Source organism: Nitrospirota bacterium, from assembly GCA_013388455.1.
Lineage (GTDB): Bacteria > Nitrospirota > Thermodesulfovibrionia > Thermodesulfovibrionales > SM23-35 > JACAFF01.
In genome coordinates, this window is sequence record JACAFF010000001.1 from 54976 (window position 1) to 81478 (window position 26503).

The following is a 26503-nucleotide window of genomic DNA, read 5'->3' on the forward strand; positions in this document are numbered from 1 at the left end:
AGGAGGAACCATGAATTACAAACTGGAAAAGGAAACTTTGCTTTATTCTCTTAAAGTAGTTCTGATATCTGCTATTCTTTGTTTTTTAATTGCTGATTTAGGTTCATATGCCTATTCAAATGAATTAAAAAGTTCAGAGAAATCAATAAATGTTTTAAGCAGGATCGGAGAAGCGACTGCTGAAATTGTTGAAGCTGTCAGGCCTGCTGTTGTAAATATTTCAACAACGCGAACAATAAAGGTGAGAGAGAAAATTAATCCTTTTTTCGATGATCCTTTTTTTAGAAGATTTTTTGGAGACCAGTTTAGAACTCCAAAGGAAAGAAAGGCTGCAAATCTTGGGTCAGGTGTTATTATTGATTCCAGAGGCTATATTTTAACAGCAAATCATGTTATTCAAGGAGCAGAAGAAATAAGAGTAACTCTGTCAGATAAAAGGGAATTCAAAGGCAAGATTATTGGGACAGATGCGATGACTGATATAGGGGTTATAAAGATAGAAGCAGAAAATCTACCTACAATAAAGTTGGGTGATTCGGAAAAACTTAGAGTTGGAGAGACTGTTCTTGCTATTGGTAGTCCCTATGGATTAAGCCAGACAGTTACTATGGGTATTGTTAGTGCAGTGGGAAGAGCTAATGTCGGGATAGCTGATTATGAAGATTTTATTCAGACAGATGCAGCAATAAACCCTGGAAATTCCGGTGGAGCATTAGTCAACGTGAAGGGCGAACTTGTGGGAATCAATACCGCTATCTTCAGTACAAGCGGAGGGTATCAGGGTATAGGTTTTGCCGTTCCAATAAATATGGCAAGGACAGTAATGGATAGTCTTATTAAAGAAGGTAAGGTTATAAGGGGATGGCTTGGTATTACTATTCAGAGCCTAACTCCAGAACTCGCCGAGCAGTTCAATATAAAAGATGATTGGGGAGTCCTTGTTGGTGATGTAGTAGAAGGCAGTCCAGCAGAAAAGGCCGGTCTTGAACGAGGTGACGTCATCATTGAGTATAATGGTAAGAAAGTAGAAGAGCCTAATCAGTTAAGAAATATGGTGGCAAATACCTTACCAGGTAAAGAGGTTGAAATAAAAATTATTCGGGATAATCATAAGTATACAAAGAAGATTGTTATTACTGAACTGCCTTCAGATATGCAAAAACTGTCAAAGGGTGAATATAACAATCTTTTAAATGGTGTAACAGTAAGTGATCTTACCCCTGATATATACAGTAACTATAATATTCCTAAAAAAATCAAAGGGGTTATAATAACACAAATTGAAGCTGACAGCCCTGCTGATGCAGTTTTGAATGAGGGAGATATTATAAGGGAAATAAACAGAAATCCTGTAACAAATACAAAAGAATATGAATTAATAGTATCAAAAATAAAACCTGGAGATGACATTATGCTTCTTATATTCAGAGGCGGCACATCTTCATTTGTTATTCTCTCGAATAAATAAAAATTGATTATGTAATTTTTCTCATTACTGAAATAAGAGGGACATTAAATTTATCTGCAATTTTTTTGCAGTCCTCATATTCAGGTGTTATTTTTTTTAGATTTTTGTTGAGCTTTGAGGATTTTACTTTTACTTTACCCCACTTTGTATCTATTGTTCTTATTTGCCTTTCAAGGATTCTCCTTTTAGTTTCATAAAATCTCAAGCCAATTGTAGAGGTCTCTCGAAGTATTATCTCTATTAGGTTATCTCTCTGTTCTATCCGTGAAAGTATGGTCATCAATATGCCAGGTCTTCCCTTCTTCATGATTACCTGAGTGAGATAGACATCAAGAGCACCTGCTTTGTAAAGCTTCTCTATAACATGTTCAAAAATCTGAGGATTCATATCATCGATATTAGTCTCGATTACCGTGATAATTTCATTTTCAAAAAAAGTGTTTTTATCTGTAGTTTCACCAATAAAAATCCTCAATACATTTGGCCAGTTTTGAAATTTATTTTCTCCTGCACCTATTCCAATCTTATTGATTTTCATTATCGGAACATCACCAAAAGCTGACGAAATTTCTCTAATGATTGCTGCTCCAGTTGGAGTAGTTAACTCAGAAGACACTCCTCCTGAATAAACAGGGACATTCTTAAGTATTTCAGCAGTTGCTGGAGCAGGGACAGGAATTTTACCATGTTTTGTTTGGATGACGCCGCTTCCAAGATTTATTGGGGATGAATAGACTTTATCTATGCCCATAAGGTTTAAACCAATGATTGTTCCAAATATATCAATTATACAGTCGACAGCGCTGAGCTCATGTAGATGGACTTTATCAAATGAAATACCATGAACGCGTGCTTCAGCATCAAAAATTCTCTTCAGCGTTCTAAGTCCTTGCTCTTTAATAACTGATGAAAGTGAAGATGAATTGATTAATTTTTCAGCATCTTTCCATCTTCTTATAGCTTTATCAGCTTTCACTGAAGGTATTTGAGAAATTTTAATAGTGACTTTCTTTGCAGAAAGAAATGAACGTTTAACTTTTTGAACATGTAGTTTATATCCTTCAATATGGATCTTTTTTATCTCTCTTTCCAATTTTTTATACGAAAGTCCTGCATCAATAAGAGCACCAAGACTCATGTCACCGCTTATTCCTGAAAAACAATCAAAATATGCAATTTTCACAGTAATTTCTCCTCAGATAAGAATTATTTTACCACACAAGAAGATAATTAAAGGACGATCAATTGCATGCTGTATTACAAAGTTTCTTTGGAAGAATTTTAAAGAGAATCTTCTTAGTTTTCAACGTTACTTTGAATAAGTTATGGTATAATTCACTTGGAATGAATATTAAAGACATTGTTAAAACCAATATTTTGTCATTATCTGCATATAATGCAAAGGAGATTAATTGTAAGGTCAAGCTTGATGCTAATGAAAGCCCATACGGTTTTAAAGGTTTGCAAAAGTTTTTAAAATCTATAAAGACTAATAGATATCCAGATCCAGAAGCTAAAGATCTTAAAAGACTCCTTTCAAGAGATTTAAAATTAAAACCCGAAAATATACTTCAGGGAAATGGGTCAGATGAATTAATTTATTATCTTATTACAACTTTTGGAGGCCCTGTTCTTTATCCAGTGCCTACATTCTCGATGTATGGGATCATTTCGCAAGCTATAGGTGAGAAAAGGATTGAAATTCCTCTGGGGAATGAATTTGACCTCGATATAAAAGGCACTTTATACGCTATCAGAAAAGAGAAACCCAGGTTAATCTTTCTTAGCTCTCCTAATAACCCGACAGGAAATTGTTTTTCTAAAGACAAAATTTTAAGAATAATAGATGCTACCCAAAATAAAGCTATTGTTGTAGTTGATGAAGCATACCAGCCTTTTGCGAGTGATAGAGGGTTTATTCCTTTACTTAGCGACTATGAAAATCTTGTTATTTTAAGGACGTTAAGTAAAATAGGACTGGCAGCAATGAGGGTAGGGTTTCTTATCGCGGATAAAGAGATCATCAATGAAGTGAATAAGGTCAGACTGCCATATAATCTCAATTCTATTTCTCAGGCAATAGCCTGTGCAGTTCTTAAAGATAAATCTATCAGGACAGGAATCATAAAATCAATCGTTTCAGAAAGGAAAAGACTTCACGATGAGCTTTCAAAGATAGAGAATATAAAGCCCTATCCATCAGAAGCAAATTTTATATTATTCAAAGTTAAAAATCCTGATTTTATTTATAAAAAACTTTTTAAAAAAGGTGTGCTTGTGAGAAATATGAAAGGTGTCGTAGATGGATGCTTAAGGGTGACGGTAGGGACACCAGAGGAAAATAGAATTTTTCTGAAGGCATTAAAGGAGGTTGCGTGTATAAAGAGTTGAATAGGAGAAGAATATGAGGACAGCAACAATTGAGAGGAAAACAAAGGAGACGGATATAAAAGTTAAAGTCAATCTTGACGGTAAAGGAAATTATACAATCGATACCTCAATTCCGTTCTTTGATCATATGCTTTCACTTATGTGTAAGCATGGGCTTTTTGATATGAAGATAAAAGCAAAAGGTGATACCGAGATTGACGATCATCATACAGTAGAAGATATAGGAATAGTGCTGGGCAAAGCAATAAAACAAGCCCTTAGAAAAAAGGAAGGTATATCAAGATACGGTCAGGCATCTGTGCCAATGGATGAAGCGCTTGCTCTGGTTAGCCTTGATATCAGTGGAAGGCCTTACCTTGTATACAGGGTTCAGTTTTCGAAGAAGAGTAAATTAAAGAACTTCGACCCTGATCTTATCGAGGATTTTTTGCTTGCATTTGTGAGCAACAGTGGAATTACCCTTCATATAGAATCTCAGTATGGGAGGAATACTCACCATATAATTGAGGCTATATTCAAAGCCCTGGGTAGAGCACTAAAGCAAGCTGTAACTATCGATCCGAGGATTAAGGGTGTGCCTTCAACAAAGAAATGTTTAGACTGATTAATAAATTTTTTCAGGAAAATACACCCCTTCAACCATCTCAAGAGGGGAAGTTATGAAAATAGCAATAACAGGAAAAGGTGGAGTAGGTAAGACCACTCTTGCATCTTTATTGAGTCAACTTTTTTCAGCAGATGGCAAAAGAGTAATTGCTGTTGATGCAGATCCGGATGCAAATCTTGCATCTGCCCTTGGTGTTCCAAAAGAAAAAGCAGAAAAGATAAAACCAATATCAGATATGCAAGAGCTTATAGAGGAGAGAACAGGAACGAAAAGAGGCAGGATGGGAGGAATATTTAAATTAAATCCTAAAGTTGATGATTTACCAGATGAAATCGGGTATCGAATAAACGATATTACACTCATGACTATTGGGAAATTGAAGGCAGCAGCATCCGGATGTTACTGTCCTGAAAATGTGCTTCTCAGAAATTTGCTTAAACACTTGATTTTGCAACGTAGTGAAGTTGTTATTGTTGATATGGAAGCAGGGATAGAGCATTTGACGAGAGGAACAGCAGAGTCTGTTGATGCATTTATAGTTGTTGTTGAACCAGGACAGAGAAGTATACAGACAGCAAGAGCAGTTAAAGAGTTAGCAAAAGGTCTTGGTGTCAAAAATGTTTTTGTTGTAGCAAATAAAATAAGGGATTCCAAAGATTTAGATTTTATAAAAGAAAACATAGAAAATATGCAATTTATAGGAGCTATTGCATTTAACAATGCTGTTATGGAAGCGGATATTCGGGGATTATCGCCATATAAATTATCACCAGAAACAGTTAAGGATGTAGAAGAAATAAAAAATAGATTAGAAAAATTATATTTGAAAAAATGAAAATTGAAAAAATTCTTATAGGAATCGATTTCGGCCCAAAGACAGATAGTATTATCAGTTATGCATCGTATTTTGCTGATAAATTAAGAGCTTCTTTGCATCTTCTTTATGTTATTGATTACATCGTAACTCCTCCAGCTTATTTAATCCCTTATATCGAAGAAGAAAAGAAGAACGCAGAAAAAAATTTTGAAGCAGTAAAAAAACTATTTAGTAGTGCTAACATTATTAATATAGAAACCGAAGTTATCATTGGAAGGCTTCAAGAATCTTTTCACGCAACTCTTAAAAGAATAAATGCTGATATGCTGATTCTTGGATTTATGACACATACCTTTAGACGTAGCAGTTCAGAAAAATTGATCAAAGGACTTCAGATACCGATGCTTGTTGTAAGGGGTAAGAAATCTAATTCTACAAGTATTAAAAGTTTAAAGATAAACAAAATTCTTTGTCCTGTTGATTTTTCCTATCAATCAAAAAAGGCTCTAAATGTTGCATTGCAATTGAAGGATATTTTTTCAGCAAAATTAGAGATTCTGCACGTTTCTCAGGATTATTTAATAAAAAGAATAAAGAGATTGCAAGGACAAGAAAAAGAGAAAGATAGAGCATTAAATGAGTTAAAAGAAAAGACAAGAGAAACTCTCAATTCATTTTTAGAAAATTTATCATTAAAAGAGCAGGGATTTATTTATGAGGGTGATCCTGTAAAAAAAATAATCTCATTTGTAGAAGAGAGAGATATGGATCTGGTTGTAATGGGTGCAAAAGGACTGGGTCTGATCAAAGGAATGCTTATAGGAAGTGTTACTGATGCTGTCTTGAAAACCTCTCCCTGTCCAGTCCTCGTAATAAGCTAATGATTGGTGATATACTCTTATTATTTTTTGGACTTTTTTTGATATTGATATCTGCTGAAAGTTTTACAAATGGAATTGAAACTCTGGGGAGAAAATTTTCACTATCTCAGGCGGTAGTAGGAAGCCTCCTTGCTGCAGTTGGTACTGCATTGCCTGAGACAATACTTCCTGTAGTTGCAATATTTTTTTATAAAGGTGAATCAGCAAAAGATATAGGAATGGGTGCAATTCTTGGAGCACCATTCATGTTATCAACACTCGCTTTTTTCGTTGTCGGGCTAACGGTTATAATCTCTTATTTGAGGAAAAAGAGAAACTTCAAATTTCAAGTTGAAATAAGTTCAATAAAGAGAGATCTTTTATTCTTTCTGCCAATGTATACAATGGCTATATCATTACCATTTATTACAGGGAGGTCATTCACAGTACTGATTGCTGTAACGCTAATTACAGGATATATTTTATATGCATATAAAACTCTAAGATGTGAAAGCGCTGATTTAGAGCATTCAGAAGGAATGTATTTGTGTAGATTACTTGGAAAGGCTGGATTGACTGAATCAAAAAACCCTCATTTCTTCCTGATATTCTTACAGATCACAGGTGCTCTTGCAATTATGATTACAGGGGCTCATACTTTTGTTAAACACCTTGAGCACATCTCTATACGATTTGGAATGAGCCCAATGCTTTTTGCACTGATCCTTGCACCCATTGCAACAGAACTGCCTGAAAAGTTTAACAGCATAACATGGACATGGAAAGGTCGTGATACACTTGCAATGGGGAATATAACAGGTGCTATGGTTTTTCAATCTACTTTCCCAGTTTCCATTGGCATTCTTTTTACTGATTGGAAATTAACAGGTATGGCACTTTTCTCTGCAATAATAGCAATTTTATCTTCCATTATTGTGCTTATGGAATTGACTATCAGAAAAAGGATTTCACCTTTTACAATTCTTTTCGGAGGCGCCCTTTATTTTTTATATGCTATCGTTTTAATTACAGGCAAAATATTATGAAGAAAAATATCAGAAGTATCGTGTTGAGAAAAAGAGATGAAATCCCAAAAATTATAAGAGATGTGAAAAATTCTCTCATAAAGGAAAAAGTATTTTTGATTCCTGAATTCCGAGAAGCTGACATAATATTTTTTTATGCTTCTTTCAGATCAGAGGTTGAGACATTAAGCTTAATAAAAGAGTCAATAAACATGGGCAAAAGGGTTATTCTTCCAAAGGTGGATATAAAAAATCAGGCTCTAATTTTATATGAAATAAAGGATTTAAACGAATTGAAGTCAGGTTATATGGGTATCCCTGAACCTTATATATTTGAAAACAGGTTATTTAAACTTGAAGATATTGATCTTATTATAGCACCCGGTGTAGCTTTTGATTGTTCAGGTAATAGATTAGGTTACGGTGGAGGATATTATGACATTCTTTTAGCAAGTATGAAGAAAAAGATACCAATTATTGGATTAGCATATGAAGAACAGATCGTAGATTCAGTACCATCAGAATTACACGATGTAAAGGTTGATATGATAATTACTGACAAAAGGATAATAAAGCTATAGAAAATATTATATATTTAATGAATTATGCTTGAAAAAGGACAAAGTGTATTTTTGAAAACTGCAGTAGAGGCAGCACATCATGCTGGTAAGTACATTGTTGATAACATTGGAAAAATTACTGAAAAAGATGTTGTATGCAAACAGTTATCAGATTTTGTTACACGTATAGATAAAGAATCAGAAAAAATCATTATAGAGATAATCAAAAAGAAATTCCCTGATCACCTTTTTCTTGCAGAAGAGTCTGTGGTGGCAGCAGATACAGGTATATATAAATGGATAATAGACCCACTTGATGGTACTACAAACTTTATTCATGGATATCCTGTTTTTTCTGTATCTATAGCACTTAAATATTATGAAGAAATACTTCTGGGTATTGTTTTTGACCCGACAAGGGAAGAACTATTTACTGCTGAAAAGGGGAAAGGGGCTTTTTTAAATGAAAAACCTATAAGTGTATCATCGATGAGAAAGTTCAGTTATAGTCTTATTGCAACCGGCTTCCCTTTTCGGAAAAAAGAACTTATAGACTCTTATATTAAGGTATTTAAGGGCATTTTTTCGCGAGTAAGCGATATAAGGAGGGCAGGGTCTGCTGCTCTTGACCTTGCTTACCTTGCGTGTGGGAGATGTGATGGGTTTTTTGAGATAGGATTAAGTCCATGGGATATAGCAGCAGGAGCAATTCTTATAAAAGAGGCAGGTGGTGTTATTACAGATTTTGGAGGTGATAGTGATTATCTTGAAACAGGAAATGTTGTGGCAGGAATTCCTTCAGTGCATAATGAATTACTGAATGAAGTAAGAAGAGTATTTTCAGGAATCATTGATAAATAAAAATATAATGTATCCTTGATTTTGCTTCATAAATTAAGCCATATAGTTTATTATAGACCTGTGCATATTAGCTCGAAAATGCAATATTTGGGTTAATAATTTTGACATCAGGTCATTACAAGTGCTAAAATTTGCCTATTAATCGCAGTATTGAGTTGTCATGGACTTAAAGAAGATAGAAAAGGGTGTCAGATTAATCCTCGAAGGTATTGGCGAAGATCCTGATAGATCAGGATTGAAAGACACCCCAGAACGTGTTGCAAGAATGTATCAAGAGATATTTGCAGGACTTGAAACACACACCGAAGAAATTCTGAAAGCAATTGAAGGTGAAAGTCACGATGAACTGGTGCTTCTTAAAGATATTCCTTTCTATTCTGTATGTGAACATCATCTCCTACCATTTATTGGAAAAGCCCACGTTGCCTATATCCCATCTGGTGGCAGAATTGCTGGACTCAGTGAACTTGCTAAAGCTGTAGAAGTCTTCGCTAAAAGATTACAGGTTCAGGAAAGACTTACCACACAACTTGCAGATTTAATAATGGAAAAACTCAAGCCTAAGGGAGCAATGGTTATTATTGATGCAGAACATTTGTGTATTAGTATGAGAGGTGTAAAAAAATCTGGATCCAAGACTGTAACCTCAGCAGTTAGAGGTATATTCAGAACTAAGCAATCAACAAGAGAAGAATTGCTGGAGCTTATAAAAAAGAAGGACTGAGTTTAATTCTCTGGTATAAGCATTTTTAAACAATTCAAAAGGAGGGCGAAATGTCAGCAACACTTATTAAAGGTTCTGAGATATCCAAACAGATAAAAGAAGAACTTAAGCAGGAAATAGTCAAATTGAAAGAAAGATATAATATTACTCCAGGTCTATCTACGATATTGGTAGGTGAAGATGAAGCATCGAAAGTTTATGTAGGAGCAAAGGAAAAGGCATGTAAAGAACTTGGAATTTATTCAGAGCGTATTGATCTTCCTGTAGATACAAAAGAGCAAGATTTGTTAGCTTTGATTGAAAAGTTAAACAAAAACCCAAAGATTCATGGCATACTTGTTCAACTGCCTCTACCAAAGCATATTAATGAAACTCATGTTTTATATGCGATAGATCCATCGAAAGACGTAGATGGATTTCACCCCGTTAATGTAGGAAAAATGATGCTCGGAGAACCTACATTTCTTCCATGTACTCCTCACGGAATTCTCGAACTTTTAAAAAGAAGCGGAACTGATACAAAAGGAGCAGAAGTAGTTGTTATCGGAAGAAGTAATATTGTCGGGAAACCGGTTGCAAATATGTTACTTCAGAAAAAAGGTGGAAATGCAACAGTTACGATATGCCATACAGGAACAAGAGACCTTGCTTCTCATACTAAGCGAGCAGATATATTAATTGTTGCTGCTGGAAGACCTAAGACAGTAACTGCAGATATGGTTAAAGATGGAGTTGTTGTGATTGATGTGGGTGTTAACAGGCTGGAAACGGGTCTTGTTGGTGATGTTGATTTTGAAACAGTAAAAGAAAAAGCAAAGGCAATAACACCTGTTCCAGGGGGTGTTGGTCCCATGACTATCGTGATGCTTATGAAAAATACCGTTGAATCTGCAAAGATGCATGCAGGAATAACAGACATATGATTATTTTTTAAAATAAGTTATTATAAAAATATAAGTTACAATGTTCTCAAAGGAGAGTGATTCTAAATGAATATTAAAACTATGACACCATGTCAGGCAGCATGTCCAGTTCATACAGATGTTCGAGGGTATGTTTCTGCAATCGCGCGCGGTGATTTTGAGACAGCAATACGTATTATTCGTCAGGTAAATCCATTTCCTTCAGTATGTGGCAGAATATGTACACGTGCTTGTGAGTCTGCATGCAGACGTGCACAGGTGGATGAGCCCATAGCTATTGCCAATTTGAAGAGATTTGCGGCTGATCAGACCATGGATCTGAAATATTTTCAGAGACCTTTGGTCCCTTATTATACTGAAAAGATAGCCGTTGTAGGTGGAGGTCCATCTGGTCTTACAGCAGCTCATGATCTGGCTTTACTTGGGTATAAAGTTACTGTTTTCGAAGCACAGAGTGAACTTGGAGGGATGCTCAGCAGGGGTGTTCCAGAATATAGACTACCTAAAAGTGTTGTAAAAGATGACATCAATTTTATTCTCTCCATGGGAGTAGAGGCAAAGACTGGAAAGTTGCTTGGGAGAGATTTTTCCATTGAAGAACTTCTTAATGAATATCAGGCGGTATTTCTGGCGCTGGGGAGTGAAAGAAGTGTTTTCCCAAAATGTAAAGGTGTTGAACTTGCAGGTATTATTACTGCGGTTGAGTTTCTGAAACAAGTGAGTCAAGGACAACGTCCATCTCTTGGTAAAAAAGTTGTTATTTTTGGAGGAGGTCATACTGCTATAGATGCAGCAAGGACTTGTATAAGATTGGGCTCAGAGGATGTGACCGTTGTTTATCGCAGGACATTGAAAGAAATGCCAGCCGGAAAAGCTGAAGTTGAGGAAGCGGAAAATGAAGGAGTAAAATTTGAATTTCTTACTGCACCTGTTGAATTCCTCGGAAGTGGGAAAGTCGAGAAAGTTCGTTGTGCAAGGATGCGACTTGATGAGACTTCCCGATCCAAGAAGGGTAAACTTGTGCGTGTTGTGAATTCTGAGTTCGAAATTGATGTTGATGCTGTTATTCTTGCAATCGGCTACAGTCCAAAGGCTGATGATATTAAAGATGTAGAAATAATATCAGGGAAAAGTGGAACAATAGTAGTAAAGGATGAAAGCGGAACTACTAATCTAAAAGGTGTTTTTGCAGGTGGTGACGTAGTAAGCGGTCCTCTGAGTGTCATTCACGCTATAGCATCTGGTAAACGGGCTGCAGATGCAATACATCGTTATCTCAGAAAATTACCTCCAAAAGAGATTGAAGAACCTGAAGTTTTGCGTCCACTGGATCAGAAGATTGTAGATCTTATTGTTAAAGCAGTACGTCAGAAAATGCCTACACTTCCAGTTGCAGATCGTATCAAGAGCTTTAAAGAAGTTAATTTAGGTTATACACGTGAACAGGCTATCAAAGAAGCTCAGCGTTGTTTGAGTTGTGGTTCAGGAGCAATAATATCAGATGAATGCGTTGCATGTTTTAATTGTGTTCTTGTATGTCCTTATGGAGTTCCTGAGGCTGGAGAAGAAAAAGCAAAAATAGATATAAGCCAGTGTCAGGCTTGCGGAATCTGTGCATCTGAATGTCCTGCATCAGCAATTGATGTTAGACTCGAAACCAAAGAGGAAAGTCGGAGAAAATTGGAAAAAACACTAAAAGAAGCAAAGAGTGATAAAAAAGAGGCATTCACAATAGAATTTTTCTGCCATTATGATCAACCTGAAAGGATTAAAGGAGATAAGGCCGATACTTATTCTATTGGTAAACCATGTATGGCACGTGTTGATGCTTTACAGCTCATAAAGCCTTTTGAAAAAGGTTCAAGCAGAGTGCAGATTACAAAGTGCGAGAAAGATGAATGCCGATTCAAAGGTTGTGACAAATGGATAGTTAAACATGTAGAGAATGCAAAAAAGATATTAAAAGATATCGGAATTGATGCTGAATGTCTTAAGATAGTATATGAAAATAAAGATTAACAAAAGATATAAAGATGCCAAATAAAAGAAGGTGATAAAATGGTAGTTGCAGAAATAAAACCTTTTACAGAGATAAGCAATATGCTTAAGCCTTATAAAAGGATTCTTGTTCTTGGATGTGGTACTTGTATGGCTGTGTGTTTGAGCGGAGGAAAAAGGCAGGTTGAGTTACTTGCTTCTGCTATCCGTATGGCAAAAAAGATTAATGAAAATAGCGATGATATTCTTATAGGTGAACGGACAATAGGAAGGCAATGTGAACCAAAATTTGTTGATCAGATAAAAGATGAATCTTCACAGTATGAAGTTATTCTATCAATGGGCTGTGGAGCTGGAGTTCAGGAGCTTACTGAACGATTGAATTCAATTGTTGTTCTGCCAGCAATGAATACAAAATTTATTGGTGTTGCTGATTCAGAAGGTAATTTTTTTGAAATGTGTGCAGCATGTGGAGACTGCATTCTATCACTAACAGGTGGAATTTGTCCTGTTACAAGATGTCCGAAAGGCTTGTTGAATGGCCCATGTGGAGGAACTAAAAACGGCAAATGTGAAGTCAGTTCTGATATTCCATGTGCATGGGTTTTGATATACGAAAGAATGAAGCAATTGGGTAAACTTGACGAGATAAAAAAGACTATAGGTCCTAAAGACTGGGGGAAAGACCAAAAACCGGACAAATACATTTTAAAAGAAAAATCAGAGACTGTTACCGTTAAATAATGTAAGATTGCAAATAATTCCTGCACCGAAATTTCTTTTGGATTATACATCTCGAAGGATTTTGGGAGTGGTAGGGATTCATTAAATTCTTCAATTAAATTTATGTTAAAGGTAGCGATAATAGGAGCTGGAAAAGTTGGAACTGCAATAGGATATCTGCTCAAAAAGTCAGGATATTCAATTGCTGGTATAGCCAGCAGGACACTTGATTCAGCAAGAAAAGCAAGAACGTTTATTGGGGAAGGGGTGGTTACAACAGATCTTAAAAGTGTAGCCAATAATGCATCAATTATTTTCATTACGACCTCTGATGGAGCTATTGAGGAAGTATGTAGAAAGATTGCTTCAGAAGGGGGTTTTCGTAAAGGTTCTGTTGTATTTCATATGTGTGGTGCTTTACCTTCAAGTATCCTAAATTCTGCAAAAAGGAAAGGCGCCTATATTGCCTCTATACATCCTCTTCAGAGTCTTGCTGATGTGAAAGAGGCAGTTAAAAATTTATCCAATTCCTATTTTTGTATTGAAGGTGATGAAGAAGCTGCTCGTATTGCACGTGAGATTGTTAAAGCACTTGGTGGAAAAGAGATAATGTTAGATGTTGAAAAAAAACCTTTGTATCATGCAGGTGCTGCTGTTGTATCAAATTTTCTCGTAGCAACAATAGGGTTTGGGATAGAGTTATACGAAGCTGCCGGTATCAGAAAAAAAGATTCTTTGAAGGCAATGATGCCTCTGATAAAGGGAACTGTAAAAAATATTGAGAATATAGGAATCCCGGATGCTCTTACAGGACCTATTTCAAGAGGTGACGCCAGTATTGTTGAATGCCATTTGAAAGCAATATCACGAGAAATACCAAAATTCCTAAGTCTCTATTCGGAGCTCGGAAAATATACTGTTCAGATAGCGGTTGAAAAAGGTACCTTAAAAAGAAATAAGGCTAAAAAAATATTATCATTATTCCAAAAATATCAGGAGAGATTAACTATATAGTGAAAGTTCTGGTTGTTGACAGCGGAGGCCGCGGACATGCTATAGCATGGCAGTTCAAGAAGGATCCAAATGTAAAAGAAGTAATTTGTACTCCAGGCAATGCTGGTATTGCCCGCGAGATTAGATGTGAGGCAGTTAGAAGAAATGATGAAATTCTTGATTTTGCAAAGAAAGAAAAGGTTGAGCTTGTCTTTATTGGTCCTGAAAGCCCTCTGACAAATGGTATCGTGGATCTTTTTAATAGTGAGGGAATACCAATCGTCGGGCCAACAAAAATGGCCAGTATACTTGAAGGAAGTAAAGCATATACAAAATTATTATGCCGCGAAATAGGCGTACCTGTAGCCGAATTTGAAATTTTCGATAATCCACAAAAAGCCAAAGATTATATAAACCATATTCAATATCCTGTTGTAGTTAAGGCAGACGGACTTGCACAGGGTAAAGGTTCTATTGTCTGTTCAGATAAAGAAGGTGCGATTCAGGCTATTCAAGAACTGATGGAAGAGAAGATTTTTGGGGATGCAGGCAATAAAGTTGTTATAGAGAAAAGACTTTTTGGCAAAGAGATATCCTATTTTGTTTTTACGGATGGTGAGTCTTTGGCACCAATGCCAGTTGCTCAAGATTATAAGCGGGCATATGATAATGATGAAGGTCTGAATACTGGAGGTATGGGAGCTTATTCCCCTCATCGCCTTGAAAGTGAAAAACTTACAAACCTTGTCTGCGAGAAGGTTGCGAGGCCTCTTATACACGGATTTCTAAACAAGACAGGTGTTCCATATAAAGGTATACTTTATATGGGCCTTATGCTTGTTGATAATATCCCATATCTTCTTGAGGCAAATGTTCGTCTTGGTGACCCTGAAGCTGAGGTAATTCTTCCTCGTTTGGTAACACCACTTACAGAGATAAGTTTTCAGATTATTGAAGGTTTTTTGAGTCATAAAAAGATACAATGGAGTCAGGATTATTACTGTGATGTTGTTGCTGCTGCAGGAAGAACAAGACAGAGAAAGAATGGGAAAAGTAAAGGCTGGTATCCAGGCTATCCAGGTCGTTATGGGAAAGGTTATCCGATTTCGGGACTGGATAGTTTACAGGACCCTGATTGCAAGATATTTTTTGCTGGAGTAAATAATTCACCAGAAAAAGGGTTTGTAACTGATGGCGGAAGAGTTCTTCATGTCGTAGGAAAAGGGAAGACATTAAAAGAGTCAAGGGAAGTTGCATATAGAAATATAGAGAAGATACATTTTGAAGGTATGAGGTATAGAAGTGATATAGGACTTGACAGTAATCAATGATTGAACAAGATAAAACCTATTCAGTTTTAATTAAATTTTCTTTAAAATTAAGTTTAAGAAGAGGGGGCTAATATGACATTTCGTGAGGCTATAAATTCAGGGAAATTTGTTGTTACAGCAGAGATAGGACCTCCAAAAGGAACAGATATCCATGAGATGCTTCATCACATTGAACTACTAAAGGGAAAGATAGATGCTGCTAATGTTACTGATAATCAGTCAGCAGTTATGAGAATCTGTTCAATGGCAGTATGCAAAATAGCTATTGAGCATGGCCTTGAGCCGATTTTTCAAATGACATGCCGTGACAGAAACAGAATAGGTCTTCAATCAGATCTTTTAGGAGCACATATTCTTGGAATCAAAAACGTGCTTTGTATGACTGGAGATCATGTGACAGCAGGAGATCATAAAAATGCGAAACCAGTGTATGATGTAGAATCTGTACAATTGCTCCAGATTGTTGACAGTTTAAACCATGGGAAAGATATGGCGGGAAATGATTTGAAGGGAGCCACAGACTTTTATCAGGGAGCTGTTGTAACTCCAGAAGCTACACCTCTTGAACCTCAACTCCTCAAGTTTGAAAAAAAGATAAACGCCGGTGCAAATTTCTTCCAGACACAGGCAATTTACGATATAGAGAGGTTTAAAGAGTTTATGAAATTTGCACGAAGATTTCCTGTGAAAATTCTGGCAGGTTTTGTTATTTTAAAAAGTGCTGGAATGGCAAGTTTTTTGAATAAAAATGTTCCAGGTATCAGAGTCCCTCAGGAGTTAATAGATGAACTCAAAGCAGCAGGAAAAGAGAAGGCTCTTGATGCTGGACTTAATATAGCTGCTCGACATATACGACAACTAAAAGAAGAAAATATATGTGATGGTGTTCATATAATGGCTATAGGGATGGAAGACAAAGTGCCGATTATTATGGAGAGAGCCGGTCTTTTATAGTAGAACAGGAGTAAAAATGATTAAACAGAGAAGAAGAAAGAAGGTCAAAGTCGATATTAGAAAATGGTATAGATATCACTTTTTTGGAACTGCAGAATTGATGATTCCAAAAGGGAATACCATTATTAATACAACTATAGCCAATATATCAATGTCAGGCATAGGTTTATACTCAGACAAAAAAATAGATAAGGGTGAAAAAGTTAAACTTTCAATATCATTCATTGATTATAGAGGAAAAACGACTGAAGAATTTGTAGAAGGTAAAGTCGACTGGCTTAAGAAATTTAAAAATATCTACCTTATCGGGATTATTTTTGATGAGGAGCTGAATATACAGCGTCACCCAAAACTATTGAAGCATTTAATATGGCTTATTGATACTTTCCAATGGCCTCAGCCTTATAATGATAAAAGGATTGCAATAGTTTAAAGCTATTGCAATCCTGATTCTAATCAGCTCAAATAATGCAGATATTACTTAAAAACTTTTTTAACTTGATACACCTCCCTTAGTCCCCCCTTGCCAAGGGGGGAATTAAAGGGGGATGTATGTTCAATGAATAAAAATATTCGTAAAACCATCAGTTAAAAGTGCACTAAAGTATCGAAAAATAAATTTACTCACAAAATCTGCATTATTTTAATTACATTTTTCAGGTTAACAGTTTTCAAGAAATTCTATTGAGTAATTCTTTTTCCTTTTTTCTCATTTTCTGATTGTGATATCTGCTTTTTTCGTGGTCGTAATAAAGAAGGTGAAGTAGACCATGTATGAGAAGCCTGTTCAGTTCATCATAAAAAGTAAGGCCAAATTCATTTGCCTGGCATTTAGCCTTATGGATATTGATAACAATATCACCCAAAACCAGTGGTGAGTTATGAGTGAAGGGTAAAGAGTTTCGTAAAAAGTCTTCTTTATTCTTTAGCCTGTAGCTTGCAACTTTTAACTTGTAACCTTCTTGTTGTGGAAATGCAAGGACATCTGTTGTTCTGTCAACACCACGGTACTGACGGTTCAGTGCCCTCATTCTCCTGTCGTTTACGAAAAGAATACTCAGTTCAGCCTTCTGGAGATTGAGCAGCTTGAACGCTTTTTTTAGAACTTTTTTTATCCTCTCTGGATTTATTACTATTCGTTTTTGTTGATTCTTTAATAAAACTTTCATCAGAAAAATCAAAACCCGGATAATCTATTCTTTTATGAAAGATACCTGTAAGTATGTAGGTGAAACGTTTCTTGATCTCATGAATGTCCTTTAAAGTAAGCTCGCATTCATCAAGCTGTCCTTCGAGAAAAATACGGTTTATTATTCTGTCCACCAGCGAAGCAATCCTTGCAGGTGTAGGATCAGTAAGAACTTTTGAAGCTGCCTCGACAGCATCTGCCATCATTACGAGAGCGGCTACTCTTGTCTGAGGTTTTGGACCTGGATATTTATAGTCTTCCTCAACAGGTAAAACATCATGTTCTTTCTCTTTTGCTTTCTCATAAAAATAACTGACAAGCATTGTGCCATGGTGTTGCTCTATAATATCAATGACAGGGGATGGTAATTTATATTGTTTTGCAATTTCAACCCCCTCCTTTACGTGATTGATTATAATCATACTGCTCATGTGAGGTGTAAGTTTATCATGTTTACTAATTGAGCCAATCTGGTTCTCAACAAAATACTCAGGCATTTTAATTTTACCTATATCATGGTAATAAGCGCTAACGCGTGCCAGTAAGGGATTTACTCCTACAACCTCAGCAGCTGATTCGACAAGATTTCCAACAATGACGCTATGATGATAAGTTCCAGGAGCATTTACCATCATGCTTTTCATGATTGGTTGATCGAGATCAAGCAATTCAAGCAGACTTATATCCGTAGTAACCTTAAAAGAATATTCTATAAGTGGTAGAAGTAATGATACAATTGCAGCAACACTCATTCCTCCAAGAGTAGCAAACATTATTGAAGAGGGAGCTTTTGCAGTATAGAGTTCACCTTTAAATAGAAGTATTATTATTACAGAAAAGATATTCGCTGCTATAAGATAACCTCCACCTTTAAGCAAGGAAGATCTCTTTTTGCAGCGTATAACGCTGAATGCTGCTGTTATGCTACCAACGAATGCAAAAAATGTAAATGAAGCATCCTGAAGCCAGAGACCGGTAAGTAGACTAACAGCAAAAGAAAAGGTAATGGAGGTGTGAAAATCAAAAAGAAGTGAAACAAACATAGCGCCTGCTGCAATAGGAATACCGAATAAGGCGCTATCCAGAGAGCTATATTCAAATCCTTTGGAGAGATTTACAAAAAAATATGCAAACAGTCTTGAGACAATGAGGGTGCCTATTAGCAAAAGCCCAAGAAGTAATAGCATATTGTATTTCTTAATATAGGCTGGTTTATAACGCATTATATCCCTGTATAGCATGAACATTATGAGGCAGGAGATAAGAACCCCACCAATTAACTGTTCAATGCTAAATACAAAAATCTTTTGTATAGAAAATGCGAGTATAAAACCACAGAGAATTATGAAATAAAGTCTGATAAAGAGGTCACTTTTGCCATGTTTTATAATTGTGCCATTAATTTTTGGAGTGCTGCTATCGCCAATTTTTTTGAAGAAAGAAATTATTTTGCCTTTATTCTGCTGACCGTTTTTCATATTTTTCGTAGGCCTTAACGATTTCCTGCACAAGTCTATGCCTTACGACATCCTTTTCTGTAAAATATATAAACTTTATTCCTTCAATGTCGTTAAGTATTTTTTCAGCCTCGATAAGACCTGATAACTTTCCATGTGGTAAATCTATCTGTGTTATATCACCTGTTATAACCGTCTTTGAGTTAAAACCAAGTCTTGTTAGATACATTTTCATCTGTTCTGTAGTAGTATTCTGTGCTTCATCGAGTATCACAAAAGAATCATTAAGTGTTCTACCCCTCATGAATGCCAGTGGTGCAATCTCGATAACCCCGCGCTCGATCAGTTTTCCCGCTTTCTCTGCTTCCATCATATCTAAGAGTGCGTCATACAACGGCCTCAGATATGGATTAAATTTTTCATAAATATCACCAGGTAAAAAACCAAGTTTTTCACCGGCTTCTACCGCGGGTCTTGCAAGGACTATTCTACTTATTTGTTTTTTTAAAAAAGCGTTAATAGCCATTGCCATAGCGAGATATGTTTTTCCTGTGCCTGCAGGACCGATACCGATTACTATATCATAGGTTTTTATGGCGTCTATATATTTTCTCTGGGTTTCTGTTTTCGGAATGATAAATCTCTTTTTTGATGAAATTGGAATGTTATTTAAAAAAAGTTCTTTGACTGAGGTATATTTTTCTCCGGAACCTGTTGATCTTAGTGCAAATCGAATGTCTTCTGGCCCAAGAGAATATCCATTCGAACTGATAATTCTTATATCCTGTATTATTTTTTCTGCTCTTTCAACAGCTTCAGATGTTCCCTGCAGAAATACCTTATTGCCTCTCTGTGAAGCTATTATACCAAGGGATTCTTCAATTATCCTCAGATTTTTATCGAGCCCGCCATAAAGTAGGTTCTGTTCTTTCTCTACATCAAGCTCAATCTCTAAAGTTATCGTAATAACTCCTGTTTTATTTAAATGTGACAAATGTATTCAATCCATCGGATTTCTTAATCCTTAGGGATAATATCTCAGCTTCTTTTCTTGTATTGAATTCACCAACCCTCACCTTGTAAATCTTTTCATTATTTTTTGTTTCTGATAGAACAACATATGGTTTGTATCCTTTTTTTTCAAGAATTTTCTTTAAAGATTCAGCCTCAGTTGGATTCTTAAAAGCTCCTGTCTGAACAGTATATCTAACTAATTTTGTTGTTTCTTGCTCTGCTTTATTTGATGGTGCTTTATTAGTTTGCTGATTTGTATTCTTTTGTTGTTTTTCTTCAGGTTTCATTGATTGAACCTTCTGCTTTGTTTGATTTAGCTCATTTGTTTTTGTTTCAGTAAGATTAACATCTTGTTGTGACTGTAAAGATGAAGACCCTGAAGTATCTTGTGTCTGTTCAAGCGATGGTGGTGAAGAAATATTTTCTTGAGATAATACATCCTGCTGAAGAGAATCTCCTCCCTGTGGGATTATCTGTGGTTGATAAGTTGGTGATTGAACGCTTTTGCCTACAAGAAAACCAAGAGTAAACCCAACAGATGAGGTAATTACTATCGCAAGAATAATAACCCATTTGCTAATAAAGTAAACAGATTCTTTTTCATTAAAATCAGAATGTTTCATAATATAAGCATAGCATCACCATATGAGAGAAATCTATACCTTCTCTCTACAGCTTCTTTATAAGCATTGATCAATTTTTCTCTACCAATTATAGCAGATGCTAACATTAAAGGAGTTGAACGGGGCAGGTGAAAATTTGTTATTAAGGAATCAATGATTTTAAATGTATGACCAGGATAAATAAAGTAATCTGTTATACCGAACAATTTTCCGTTAATTGATTTAATGTTACATCGATTATTAAAATATCCTTCAATTGCTCTTGTGGTTGTAGTTCCTACTGATACAATTTTATTACCAGTAGATTTTGTTTTTTTAATTTCTTCGAGAAGTTCATTATTTATCTCGAAATACTCACTTTCCATCCTATGGTCTTCAACATTTTCTGTCCTTATCGGTTTGAATGTCCCGATCCCTATATGAAGTGTTAATTGTCGTATTATTACTCCTTTGCTGGAGATCTCATCGATTACTCTTTCAGAAAAATGCAAACTTGCAGTCGGAGCAGCGATAGAACCAATGTTTTTTGCAAATATTGATTGATATGTTTCCTTATCTGAATCATCCGGTAATCGCTTTATGTAAGGGGGTAACGGCATTTTGCCATATTTCCAGATATTTTCTGATAATTCACCGAAATATGAAAAATGTGCAATTTTACCTTGATAGATTTCTGCAGAGAAATTGTCGGAAAAGGTTAGTCTACCTGTGAATTTGCCTTTTGAGAGTATTTCCCATACATCCTTCTCTTTTTCTTTCACAAGCAAAATTTCCAGTTTATCCCCATTTTTTTTGTAGCCGGTAAGCCTTGCTGGAAATACCTTTGTGTCATTAATGAGAAGCATATCTCCCTTGTTTAGATAAGATGGTAGATCAGTAAAATTTTTATGTTCAATAGACCCATCTCTGTGAAGGACTAATAATCTTGAAGCATCTCTTTTTTTGAGAGGACGTATAGCTATAAGACTTTCAGGCAGAAAAAAATCGAAATCAGAAACCTTCATTAATTTTTATCACTGTTCCAGGGTAAAAATATGATAGGATTTCCTTATAATTTTTTCCCTCACGGGACATTTTTAAAGCACACCACTGGCACATTCCAACGCCATGGCCATAACCTTTTCCTTCAAAAATGAATGTATCACCATTTCTGGTCATCTGAAAATTTGTACTGGGGAGACGACTCCAGCCGAGTGCTTTTCTTAAATCGTTACCAGTGATTATAGTTTTTCCTGTTTGATATACAATTTCAAGTTGTTTCACCCTTTTAGATTTTGTATAGGACTTTATTGATATTTCTTTGATATCTTGTATACCTAATGCTTTTTCGATTTCTTCAAGCGGTATAATCTTCTCCCAGAAGGAATATGGTGAGATTTCGCAGGATGATTCTGATGATTTCAGGTAGGGATAACTTTTTCCGAATACTTCTTCTGGATTTTCTGTCATGCCACCACAGGTGGAATGATAGAATGCCTCGATCAGTTCTCCATTATAAGTAAGAACTTCGCCCCGTGTTTGACTAACAGCATATGATATCCTTATATCAGGTTTGCTTCCTTTATAAACCTGATGTATGACCGAGGAAGCTATGTGATATATTGAGTTTCCATTCATTCTTTTTTGATATAAACTATATGTACGTGAAACAACTGCCTGGGCCTTGAGTGCTTCAATATCCCATTCAGGATTTACTTCCGCAGCAACAACGTCTTTGACATATTCTTCAATAGGTATTTCATTTACAACATAAAGACCATTATCGCCTTTCCAGATATCAATATTTCCAGTATAGCGAGTACCCATAACGAGTAGATCACCTTTCAAGCTACCAATTTTATCAATCTTTTCATTTTTTGATGGTAATCTTGAATAAACATCATTGATAATTAATACTCTTATGCTTTCCTCCGCATATGTTTGTAATGGTAAAATTAGGCTCAATAGCAATACTACTAAAAAACTTATTTTATTTAGCATATTTACTTATTTCCTTCCCAGAATCCAGAAGATTAGAGTCAGTAACAAACTTAAAAGTATACTTGTAGCTAATGGAAAATAAAATGTAAAATTTTTTCTCTGTATTACAATATCTCCTGGCAATTTCCCAATCCATGGTATTTTCCCTGATAGAAGTAATACAGCTCCAAGAATTATTATCACAACACCGGTGATTATAAGAAATCTGGCAAAATATTGTATGCTCTCACCCATTTATTTTATTTCCTTAATATCACTCTTTCTATTCAAATAACGCTCCATTTCTGAGTAAATACATCCACAATACTTCTGTCTATACAATCCAAGTTCTTTTGATAACTTTACTCCTTCATTCCAGCCAGTTCTAAAATCTTCTTTATAGAACTGGATTGAATGTCTTTTTGCAATCTCATTCCCTATGTTTAATATAATATCAAATTTCTGATATGGGCTTACAAGAAGAGTGGTTGTAAATCCATCGAGCCCCATTTTTTTTGCATTCTTTGCTGTTTCTTCAAGCCTCATTGAATAGCATAGAAAACATCTTTCACCGTATTCTTCTCTATTTACCACCGCCCTTATGAACTCCTTTAGTCCATAATGATCAACATATTCTATGTCCAGATTCCATAAATTCTGAAGCTTATGTAAAGCATCAAGACGCATCTTATATTCTGTATATGGATGAATATTGGGGTTAAACCAAAGACCCTTTACCTCAAATCCTTTTGAAAACAGTGACTGAAATGGATATAAATAGCAATTGGCACAACAGATATGCACCAGGAGTTTCATATACAAAGATTAAAATAACCCCTGTGGTGCATTGATTCCAAGATGCTGGTAAGCTCTTCGAGTAGCCTGTCTACCGCGAGGTGTTCTTTCTATGAGACCTTCCTGCAGAAGAAACGGTTCATATACATCTTCAATAGTTTCTTTATCTTCTCTTAATGAAGCTGCAAGAGTTTCTATCCCGACAGGACCACCATTGTATTTTTCAATGATTATTGTTAAAAGTTTTCTATCCATTTCATCGAGACCTTTTTCGTCCACATCAAGAGATAAAAGGGAACTCTTTGTTATATTAATATCTATTTTGCCATCGCCTTTCACCTGTGCAAAGTCACGTATGCGTCTCAGTAATCTGTTAGCAATCCTTGGTGTTCCACGAGAACGGCATGCAATCTCAAACGCAGCTTCATCATCAATGTCAGTCTTTAATATCCGAGATGAACGAAGGACTATTTTCTTAAGATCATCAGGTGAATAGTATTCAAGTCTATTTATAACACCAAAACGTTCTCTCAGAGGAGAGGTAAGCAAACCTGTTCGAGTGGTAGCACCTATAAGAGTAAACCTCGGAAGATTCAATTTCAATGTGCGGGCGGTTGGTCCCTGACCAATAATGATATCTAATTGAAAATCTTCCATGGCGGGATACAGTATTTCCTCAACAATTCGAGGTAGTCTGTGAATTTCATCAATAAACAGAATATCAAGATCTGATATATTTGTTAGAATTGCCGCAAGATCACCAGGCCGTTCAAGTACAGGACCAGATGTTGACTTTATATTTACATTAAGTTCAGAGGCAATAATATGAGAAAGGGTTGTTTTTCCAAGTCCGGGTGGACCATAAAATAATATATGATCAAGATGCTCTTTTCTTTTCTGTGCGGCCTCTATGAATACCTTAAGATTTTCTATAATCTTATCCTGTCCTATAAATTCATAAAATGACCTTGGTCTTAAAGTAAGCTCGAAGCCAAGGTCATCACCATCTATAGTAGATGATACAGAGGGATTGATTTGCTTATCAGTTTTTTTCAATAACTTCTCCTGTTAGATATTTTAACGATTCTTTTAGAAGTCCTTCAATATCTTTAAATCCTTTTTTATATGACAATTCCAGAGCTTTTATGGCAACTGATTTCTTATATCCGAGATTTATCAGTGCTGATAAGGTATCATCAAAAAGTCTATCATACAGAGTTTTTACAGGAGGGAGTTTTTCTCTGAGTTCGAGAATTAACCGATGAGCTGTCTTTTTACCAAGTCCAGGAATTTTGCATAGAACATCTACATCCTCTTTTTCGATTGCATGTAAAAGATCGTTATGGGAGATTCCTGAAAGAATATTAAGGGCCATTTTGGGTCCGATTCCTGTTATCCCGAGTAGTGTTATAAATATTTTTTTTTCATCTTCTGATATGAAACCATACAATTGTAAGAGATCTTCACGTACATGCGTGTATATGTGCATGAAAACCTCACTGCCCTCATCTGGAAGGGATGATAATGTTCCCACAGATACATTTACCTGATATCCGACACCTTGAACTTCAACGATTACATTATTTGGTTGTTTGAATATAAGTTTTCCTCTTAATGATCCTATCATTCTTTTCCTTAATCTTTTCTTTAAATTCTATAGAATGTAGATGACATATTGCGAGAGCAAGTGCGTCTGCACTATCCTCTGATATCGAAGAATTTTGTGTATGGATATTCAGTATCCTTTTCACCATCTCCTGAACCTGTCTTTTTTCAGCGCCTCCAAAACCTGTAACTGCTTTTTTTACCTCTCGAGCACTATATTCAAAGACGGATATACCTTCAGATGCTGCTGCGAGGAACGCTACTCCCCTTACCTGTCCGAGGCTTAATGCTGCTTTTATACTTTTTGCAAAGAAAATGCTTTCGATAACAATTTCGGTTGGGCGGTGTTTTCTTATAATATCTATGATTGAATCATATAATTTTTTCAACCGGAGATAGAGAGGGCTTTTAGGAGACATTGTTATCCTTCCTGATGTTATATAGATAGGTGTTAAGGATTTGTTTTTATAAGAATTAAAATGATAGTTTGGCGACTTGATTAAACCATAACCACAATTAATACTTCCGGGGTCAATGCCGAGAATCGTTAGCTTTTGATTCTTAGGTAGTTTATTTTTTTCTTGGGGCTTCAAAGAGTATCTCTTCAACCATCTGACAGATAACATGACCGAGTGTGATATGAGTTTCTTGAATACGTGGAGTATTATCTGATGGAACTATGAAGGCAAATGTTGCTTTTGAGGCAAATTTCTCTCCTTTTAAACCTGTAAATGCAATTGTTGTTAATCGTTTTTTCTTTGCAACATCCATTGCCTTCAAGACATTTGCAGAGTTTCCACTTGTACTTATAGCAATAATAATATCACCCTCTTCGGAAATTGCTTTAAGCTGTTTGGAGAATATTTCTGAAAAATCATAGTCATTTGCTATTGAGGTTATTACAGCCATATCGGTATTAAGTGCTATTGCAGGGAGCCCGGGACGTTCCCTTTTGAATCTGTTTACAAATTCTGCTGCAATATGGGAGGCATCTGTTGCACTTCCGCCATTGCCAAAAAGAATTAATTTTTTCCCTTCATTGAAAGCTTCAGCAATAACTCTTGCTACTTCAAAAATCCTATTAATATTTTTATCGTCTAAAAAATTTTGTTTAACCTGAATGCTTTCTTCAAATGCTTTTAGAATCTTATCTTTCATAAGGATATGTGTAAATTTAATTCTAAAATTTTATTTATAGAGTAAACCAAACAGTATTTTCTGTCAACAGCATATTATTTAACATATCAATCTATTTTTTATTATTACGTTAACCAAAATAATGCAGATATTGCTCAAAAATTTTTTTAACTCGATGAAATTATTAAATTATCCATATTTATTCAATGAATAAAAATATTCGTAAAACCATTAGTTAAAGGTAAGCTAAGGTATCGAAAAATAAATTTTCTCGCAACATCTGCATTATTCAATTGCATTTTTTGGATTAAAGACTTTTGCGACATTTCTCCTTTTTCGATTAAATACTGAATAGGGTTTTTAATCCCAGAGACTTATGTGGTCTCTGAGTATTATAAAAGATCATATAATCAGCAAGTCTCTGGTTAAATAGTGGTTTATCATAAATCACATCCAGATTATTATCAATGAATTCCTCTTGAATGGTTC

General features: G+C 35.5%; 30 protein-coding genes. 16 read left to right on the top strand and 14 right to left on the bottom strand.

What is annotated here, in order from left to right:
- Nucleotides 1-10 precede the first annotated feature (10 nt).
- Nucleotides 11-1468: a DegQ family serine endoprotease gene (locus HXY53_00270; GenBank protein ID NWF75002.1), complete on the top strand. Its 1458-nt coding sequence runs from the start codon at nucleotides 11-13 to the stop codon at nucleotides 1466-1468.
- Between the two features lie 7 nt (nucleotides 1469-1475).
- Here the strand turns inward: HXY53_00270 and larC are convergent, their stop codons facing one another.
- Complete coding sequence (gene larC / locus HXY53_00275; protein ID NWF75003.1) at nucleotides 1476-2651, bottom strand: nickel pincer cofactor biosynthesis protein LarC; 1176 nt, start codon at nucleotides 2649-2651, stop codon at nucleotides 1476-1478.
- Between the two features lie 161 nt (nucleotides 2652-2812).
- On the opposite strand from larC, the gene hisC reads away from it, so the two are divergent.
- The 15 genes from hisC to HXY53_00350 all read left to right on the top strand — a co-directional run bounded on the left by hisC (nucleotide 2813) and on the right by HXY53_00350 (nucleotide 16668).
- Nucleotides 2813-3859, top strand: a complete 1047-nt coding sequence (gene hisC / locus HXY53_00280) for a histidinol-phosphate transaminase (protein ID NWF75004.1) — start codon at nucleotides 2813-2815, stop codon at nucleotides 3857-3859.
- A 13-nt stretch (nucleotides 3860-3872) separates the two neighbouring features.
- The gene (gene hisB, locus HXY53_00285; GenBank protein NWF75005.1) at nucleotides 3873-4463 is read left to right on the top strand and encodes an imidazoleglycerol-phosphate dehydratase HisB; all 591 of its coding nucleotides are present in this window, start codon (nucleotides 3873-3875) and stop codon (nucleotides 4461-4463) included.
- A gap of 55 nt (nucleotides 4464-4518) precedes the next feature.
- Complete coding sequence (locus HXY53_00290; GenBank protein ID NWF75006.1) at nucleotides 4519-5301, top strand: AAA family ATPase; 783 nt, start codon at nucleotides 4519-4521, stop codon at nucleotides 5299-5301.
- Nucleotides 5298-6164: a universal stress protein gene (locus HXY53_00295; GenBank protein ID NWF75007.1), complete on the top strand. Its 867-nt coding sequence runs from the start codon at nucleotides 5298-5300 to the stop codon at nucleotides 6162-6164. The genes HXY53_00290 and HXY53_00295 overlap by 4 nt, the downstream gene beginning before the upstream one ends.
- The gene (locus HXY53_00300; GenBank protein NWF75008.1) at nucleotides 6164-7189 is read left to right on the top strand and encodes a sodium:calcium antiporter; all 1026 of its coding nucleotides are present in this window, start codon (nucleotides 6164-6166) and stop codon (nucleotides 7187-7189) included. The genes HXY53_00295 and HXY53_00300 overlap by 1 nt, the downstream gene beginning before the upstream one ends.
- Nucleotides 7186-7749: a 5-formyltetrahydrofolate cyclo-ligase gene (locus tag HXY53_00305; GenBank protein NWF75009.1), complete on the top strand. Its 564-nt coding sequence runs from the start codon at nucleotides 7186-7188 to the stop codon at nucleotides 7747-7749. Before HXY53_00300 ends, HXY53_00305 begins: the two co-directional genes overlap by 4 nt.
- 24 nt (nucleotides 7750-7773) lie before the next feature.
- Entirely contained in the window at nucleotides 7774-8589 is an 816-nt protein-coding gene (locus HXY53_00310; protein ID NWF75010.1) for an inositol monophosphatase, read from the top strand.
- Between the two features lie 160 nt (nucleotides 8590-8749).
- Nucleotides 8750-9313: a GTP cyclohydrolase I FolE gene (folE, locus tag HXY53_00315; protein NWF75011.1), complete on the top strand. Its 564-nt coding sequence runs from the start codon at nucleotides 8750-8752 to the stop codon at nucleotides 9311-9313.
- Between the two features lie 50 nt (nucleotides 9314-9363).
- Nucleotides 9364-10236 carry a bifunctional methylenetetrahydrofolate dehydrogenase/methenyltetrahydrofolate cyclohydrolase FolD gene (folD, locus tag HXY53_00320; GenBank protein NWF75012.1) on the top strand — a complete coding sequence of 291 codons (873 nt, stop codon included), beginning with the start codon at nucleotides 9364-9366 and terminating at the stop codon, nucleotides 10234-10236.
- A gap of 66 nt (nucleotides 10237-10302) precedes the next feature.
- Nucleotides 10303-12255 carry an FAD-dependent oxidoreductase gene (locus HXY53_00325; GenBank protein ID NWF75013.1) on the top strand — a complete coding sequence of 651 codons (1953 nt, stop codon included), beginning with the start codon at nucleotides 10303-10305 and terminating at the stop codon, nucleotides 12253-12255.
- A gap of 39 nt (nucleotides 12256-12294) precedes the next feature.
- A complete protein-coding gene (locus tag HXY53_00330; protein NWF75014.1) occupies nucleotides 12295-12978 on the top strand; it encodes a methylenetetrahydrofolate reductase C-terminal domain-containing protein in 684 nt (227 codons plus the stop codon).
- 102 nt (nucleotides 12979-13080) lie between these two features.
- Entirely contained in the window at nucleotides 13081-13971 is an 891-nt protein-coding gene (locus HXY53_00335; protein ID NWF75015.1) for a DUF2520 domain-containing protein, read from the top strand.
- Nucleotides 13971-15281 (top strand): phosphoribosylamine--glycine ligase, encoded by a 1311-nt coding sequence (gene purD, locus HXY53_00340; protein NWF75016.1) that lies wholly within the window; start codon nucleotides 13971-13973, stop codon nucleotides 15279-15281. The genes HXY53_00335 and purD overlap by 1 nt, the downstream gene beginning before the upstream one ends.
- A gap of 72 nt (nucleotides 15282-15353) precedes the next feature.
- Entirely contained in the window at nucleotides 15354-16235 is an 882-nt protein-coding gene (locus tag HXY53_00345) for a methylenetetrahydrofolate reductase (protein ID NWF75017.1), read from the top strand.
- Nucleotides 16236-16251: 16 nt separating this feature from the next.
- Nucleotides 16252-16668 (top strand): PilZ domain-containing protein, encoded by a 417-nt coding sequence (locus HXY53_00350; protein NWF75018.1) that lies wholly within the window; start codon nucleotides 16252-16254, stop codon nucleotides 16666-16668.
- A 238-nt stretch (nucleotides 16669-16906) separates the two neighbouring features.
- On the opposite strand, the gene ybeY is transcribed toward HXY53_00350, so the two are convergent.
- The 13 genes from ybeY to HXY53_00415 form a co-directional block, all read right to left on the bottom strand.
- Entirely contained in the window at nucleotides 16907-17404 is a 498-nt protein-coding gene (gene ybeY / locus HXY53_00355) for an rRNA maturation RNase YbeY (protein ID NWF75019.1), read from the bottom strand.
- Entirely contained in the window at nucleotides 17298-18902 is a 1605-nt protein-coding gene (locus tag HXY53_00360; protein NWF75020.1) for an HDIG domain-containing protein, read from the bottom strand. The genes ybeY and HXY53_00360 overlap by 107 nt, the downstream gene beginning before the upstream one ends.
- Nucleotides 18880-19848: a PhoH family protein gene (locus HXY53_00365; protein ID NWF75021.1), complete on the bottom strand. Its 969-nt coding sequence runs from the start codon at nucleotides 19846-19848 to the stop codon at nucleotides 18880-18882. Before HXY53_00365 ends, HXY53_00360 begins: the two co-directional genes overlap by 23 nt.
- 10 nt (nucleotides 19849-19858) lie before the next feature.
- Complete coding sequence (locus HXY53_00370) at nucleotides 19859-20518, bottom strand: SPOR domain-containing protein (GenBank protein NWF75022.1); 660 nt, start codon at nucleotides 20516-20518, stop codon at nucleotides 19859-19861.
- The gene (gene queA, locus HXY53_00375) at nucleotides 20515-21522 is read right to left on the bottom strand and encodes a tRNA preQ1(34) S-adenosylmethionine ribosyltransferase-isomerase QueA (GenBank protein NWF75023.1); all 1008 of its coding nucleotides are present in this window, start codon (nucleotides 21520-21522) and stop codon (nucleotides 20515-20517) included. The genes HXY53_00370 and queA overlap by 4 nt, the downstream gene beginning before the upstream one ends.
- A complete protein-coding gene (locus HXY53_00380; GenBank protein NWF75024.1) occupies nucleotides 21509-22498 on the bottom strand; it encodes a SpoIID/LytB domain-containing protein in 990 nt (329 codons plus the stop codon). Before HXY53_00380 ends, queA begins: the two co-directional genes overlap by 14 nt.
- Before the next feature lie 6 nt (nucleotides 22499-22504).
- A complete protein-coding gene (locus HXY53_00385) occupies nucleotides 22505-22732 on the bottom strand; it encodes a DUF2905 domain-containing protein (protein NWF75025.1) in 228 nt (75 codons plus the stop codon).
- On the bottom strand, nucleotides 22733-23293 hold the full coding sequence (locus tag HXY53_00390) for an epoxyqueuosine reductase QueH (protein NWF75026.1): 561 nt from the start codon (nucleotides 23291-23293) through the stop codon (nucleotides 22733-22735). It lies immediately after the preceding gene.
- A gap of 9 nt (nucleotides 23294-23302) precedes the next feature.
- The gene (ruvB, locus tag HXY53_00395) at nucleotides 23303-24307 is read right to left on the bottom strand and encodes a Holliday junction branch migration DNA helicase RuvB (GenBank protein ID NWF75027.1); all 1005 of its coding nucleotides are present in this window, start codon (nucleotides 24305-24307) and stop codon (nucleotides 23303-23305) included.
- A gap of 7 nt (nucleotides 24308-24314) precedes the next feature.
- Nucleotides 24315-24899 (bottom strand): Holliday junction branch migration protein RuvA, encoded by a 585-nt coding sequence (gene ruvA / locus HXY53_00400; GenBank protein ID NWF75028.1) that lies wholly within the window; start codon nucleotides 24897-24899, stop codon nucleotides 24315-24317.
- Complete coding sequence (gene ruvC, locus HXY53_00405; protein ID NWF75029.1) at nucleotides 24853-25503, bottom strand: crossover junction endodeoxyribonuclease RuvC; 651 nt, start codon at nucleotides 25501-25503, stop codon at nucleotides 24853-24855. The genes ruvA and ruvC overlap by 47 nt, the downstream gene beginning before the upstream one ends.
- Entirely contained in the window at nucleotides 25448-26035 is a 588-nt protein-coding gene (locus tag HXY53_00410) for a D-sedoheptulose 7-phosphate isomerase (GenBank protein NWF75030.1), read from the bottom strand. Before HXY53_00410 ends, ruvC begins: the two co-directional genes overlap by 56 nt.
- 319 nt (nucleotides 26036-26354) lie before the next feature.
- Nucleotides 26355-26503 (bottom strand): transposase (locus HXY53_00415; protein ID NWF75031.1); only part of this gene is annotated, 149 nt, incomplete at its 5' end.

Coding starts and splice junctions, on each gene's coding strand:
- folE (NWF75011.1), top strand. CDS start 8,750: ATGGACTTAAAGAAGATAGAAAAGGGTGTCAGATTAATCCTCGAAGGT.
- HXY53_00360 (NWF75020.1), bottom strand. CDS start 18,902: ATGAAAAACGGTCAGCAGAATAAAGGCAAAATAATTTCTTTCTTCAAA.
- hisB (NWF75005.1), top strand. CDS start 3,873: ATGAGGACAGCAACAATTGAGAGGAAAACAAAGGAGACGGATATAAAA.
- HXY53_00390 (NWF75026.1), bottom strand. CDS start 23,293: ATGAAACTCCTGGTGCATATCTGTTGTGCCAATTGCTATTTATATCCA.
- HXY53_00325 (NWF75013.1), top strand. CDS start 10,303: ATGAATATTAAAACTATGACACCATGTCAGGCAGCATGTCCAGTTCAT.
- HXY53_00310 (NWF75010.1), top strand. CDS start 7,774: ATGCTTGAAAAAGGACAAAGTGTATTTTTGAAAACTGCAGTAGAGGCA.
- HXY53_00305 (NWF75009.1), top strand. CDS start 7,186: ATGAAGAAAAATATCAGAAGTATCGTGTTGAGAAAAAGAGATGAAATC.
- HXY53_00380 (NWF75024.1), bottom strand. CDS start 22,498: ATGCTAAATAAAATAAGTTTTTTAGTAGTATTGCTATTGAGCCTAATT.
- queA (NWF75023.1), bottom strand. CDS start 21,522: ATGAAGGTTTCTGATTTCGATTTTTTTCTGCCTGAAAGTCTTATAGCT.
- HXY53_00350 (NWF75018.1), top strand. CDS start 16,252: ATGATTAAACAGAGAAGAAGAAAGAAGGTCAAAGTCGATATTAGAAAA.
- HXY53_00370 (NWF75022.1), bottom strand. CDS start 20,518: ATGAAACATTCTGATTTTAATGAAAAAGAATCTGTTTACTTTATTAGC.
- hisC (NWF75004.1), top strand. CDS start 2,813: ATGAATATTAAAGACATTGTTAAAACCAATATTTTGTCATTATCTGCA.
- HXY53_00335 (NWF75015.1), top strand. CDS start 13,081: ATGTTAAAGGTAGCGATAATAGGAGCTGGAAAAGTTGGAACTGCAATA.
- ruvA (NWF75028.1), bottom strand. CDS start 24,899: ATGATAGGATCATTAAGAGGAAAACTTATATTCAAACAACCAAATAAT.
- HXY53_00385 (NWF75025.1), bottom strand. CDS start 22,732: ATGGGTGAGAGCATACAATATTTTGCCAGATTTCTTATAATCACCGGT.
- folD (NWF75012.1), top strand. CDS start 9,364: ATGTCAGCAACACTTATTAAAGGTTCTGAGATATCCAAACAGATAAAA.
- HXY53_00295 (NWF75007.1), top strand. CDS start 5,298: ATGAAAATTGAAAAAATTCTTATAGGAATCGATTTCGGCCCAAAGACA.
- HXY53_00410 (NWF75030.1), bottom strand. CDS start 26,035: ATGAAAGATAAGATTCTAAAAGCATTTGAAGAAAGCATTCAGGTTAAA.
- ruvC (NWF75029.1), bottom strand. CDS start 25,503: ATGTTATCTGTCAGATGGTTGAAGAGATACTCTTTGAAGCCCCAAGAA.
- HXY53_00290 (NWF75006.1), top strand. CDS start 4,519: ATGAAAATAGCAATAACAGGAAAAGGTGGAGTAGGTAAGACCACTCTT.
- HXY53_00345 (NWF75017.1), top strand. CDS start 15,354: ATGACATTTCGTGAGGCTATAAATTCAGGGAAATTTGTTGTTACAGCA.
- HXY53_00300 (NWF75008.1), top strand. CDS start 6,164: ATGATTGGTGATATACTCTTATTATTTTTTGGACTTTTTTTGATATTG.
- HXY53_00270 (NWF75002.1), top strand. CDS start 11: ATGAATTACAAACTGGAAAAGGAAACTTTGCTTTATTCTCTTAAAGTA.
- ybeY (NWF75019.1), bottom strand. CDS start 17,404: ATGAAAGTTTTATTAAAGAATCAACAAAAACGAATAGTAATAAATCCA.
- HXY53_00330 (NWF75014.1), top strand. CDS start 12,295: ATGGTAGTTGCAGAAATAAAACCTTTTACAGAGATAAGCAATATGCTT.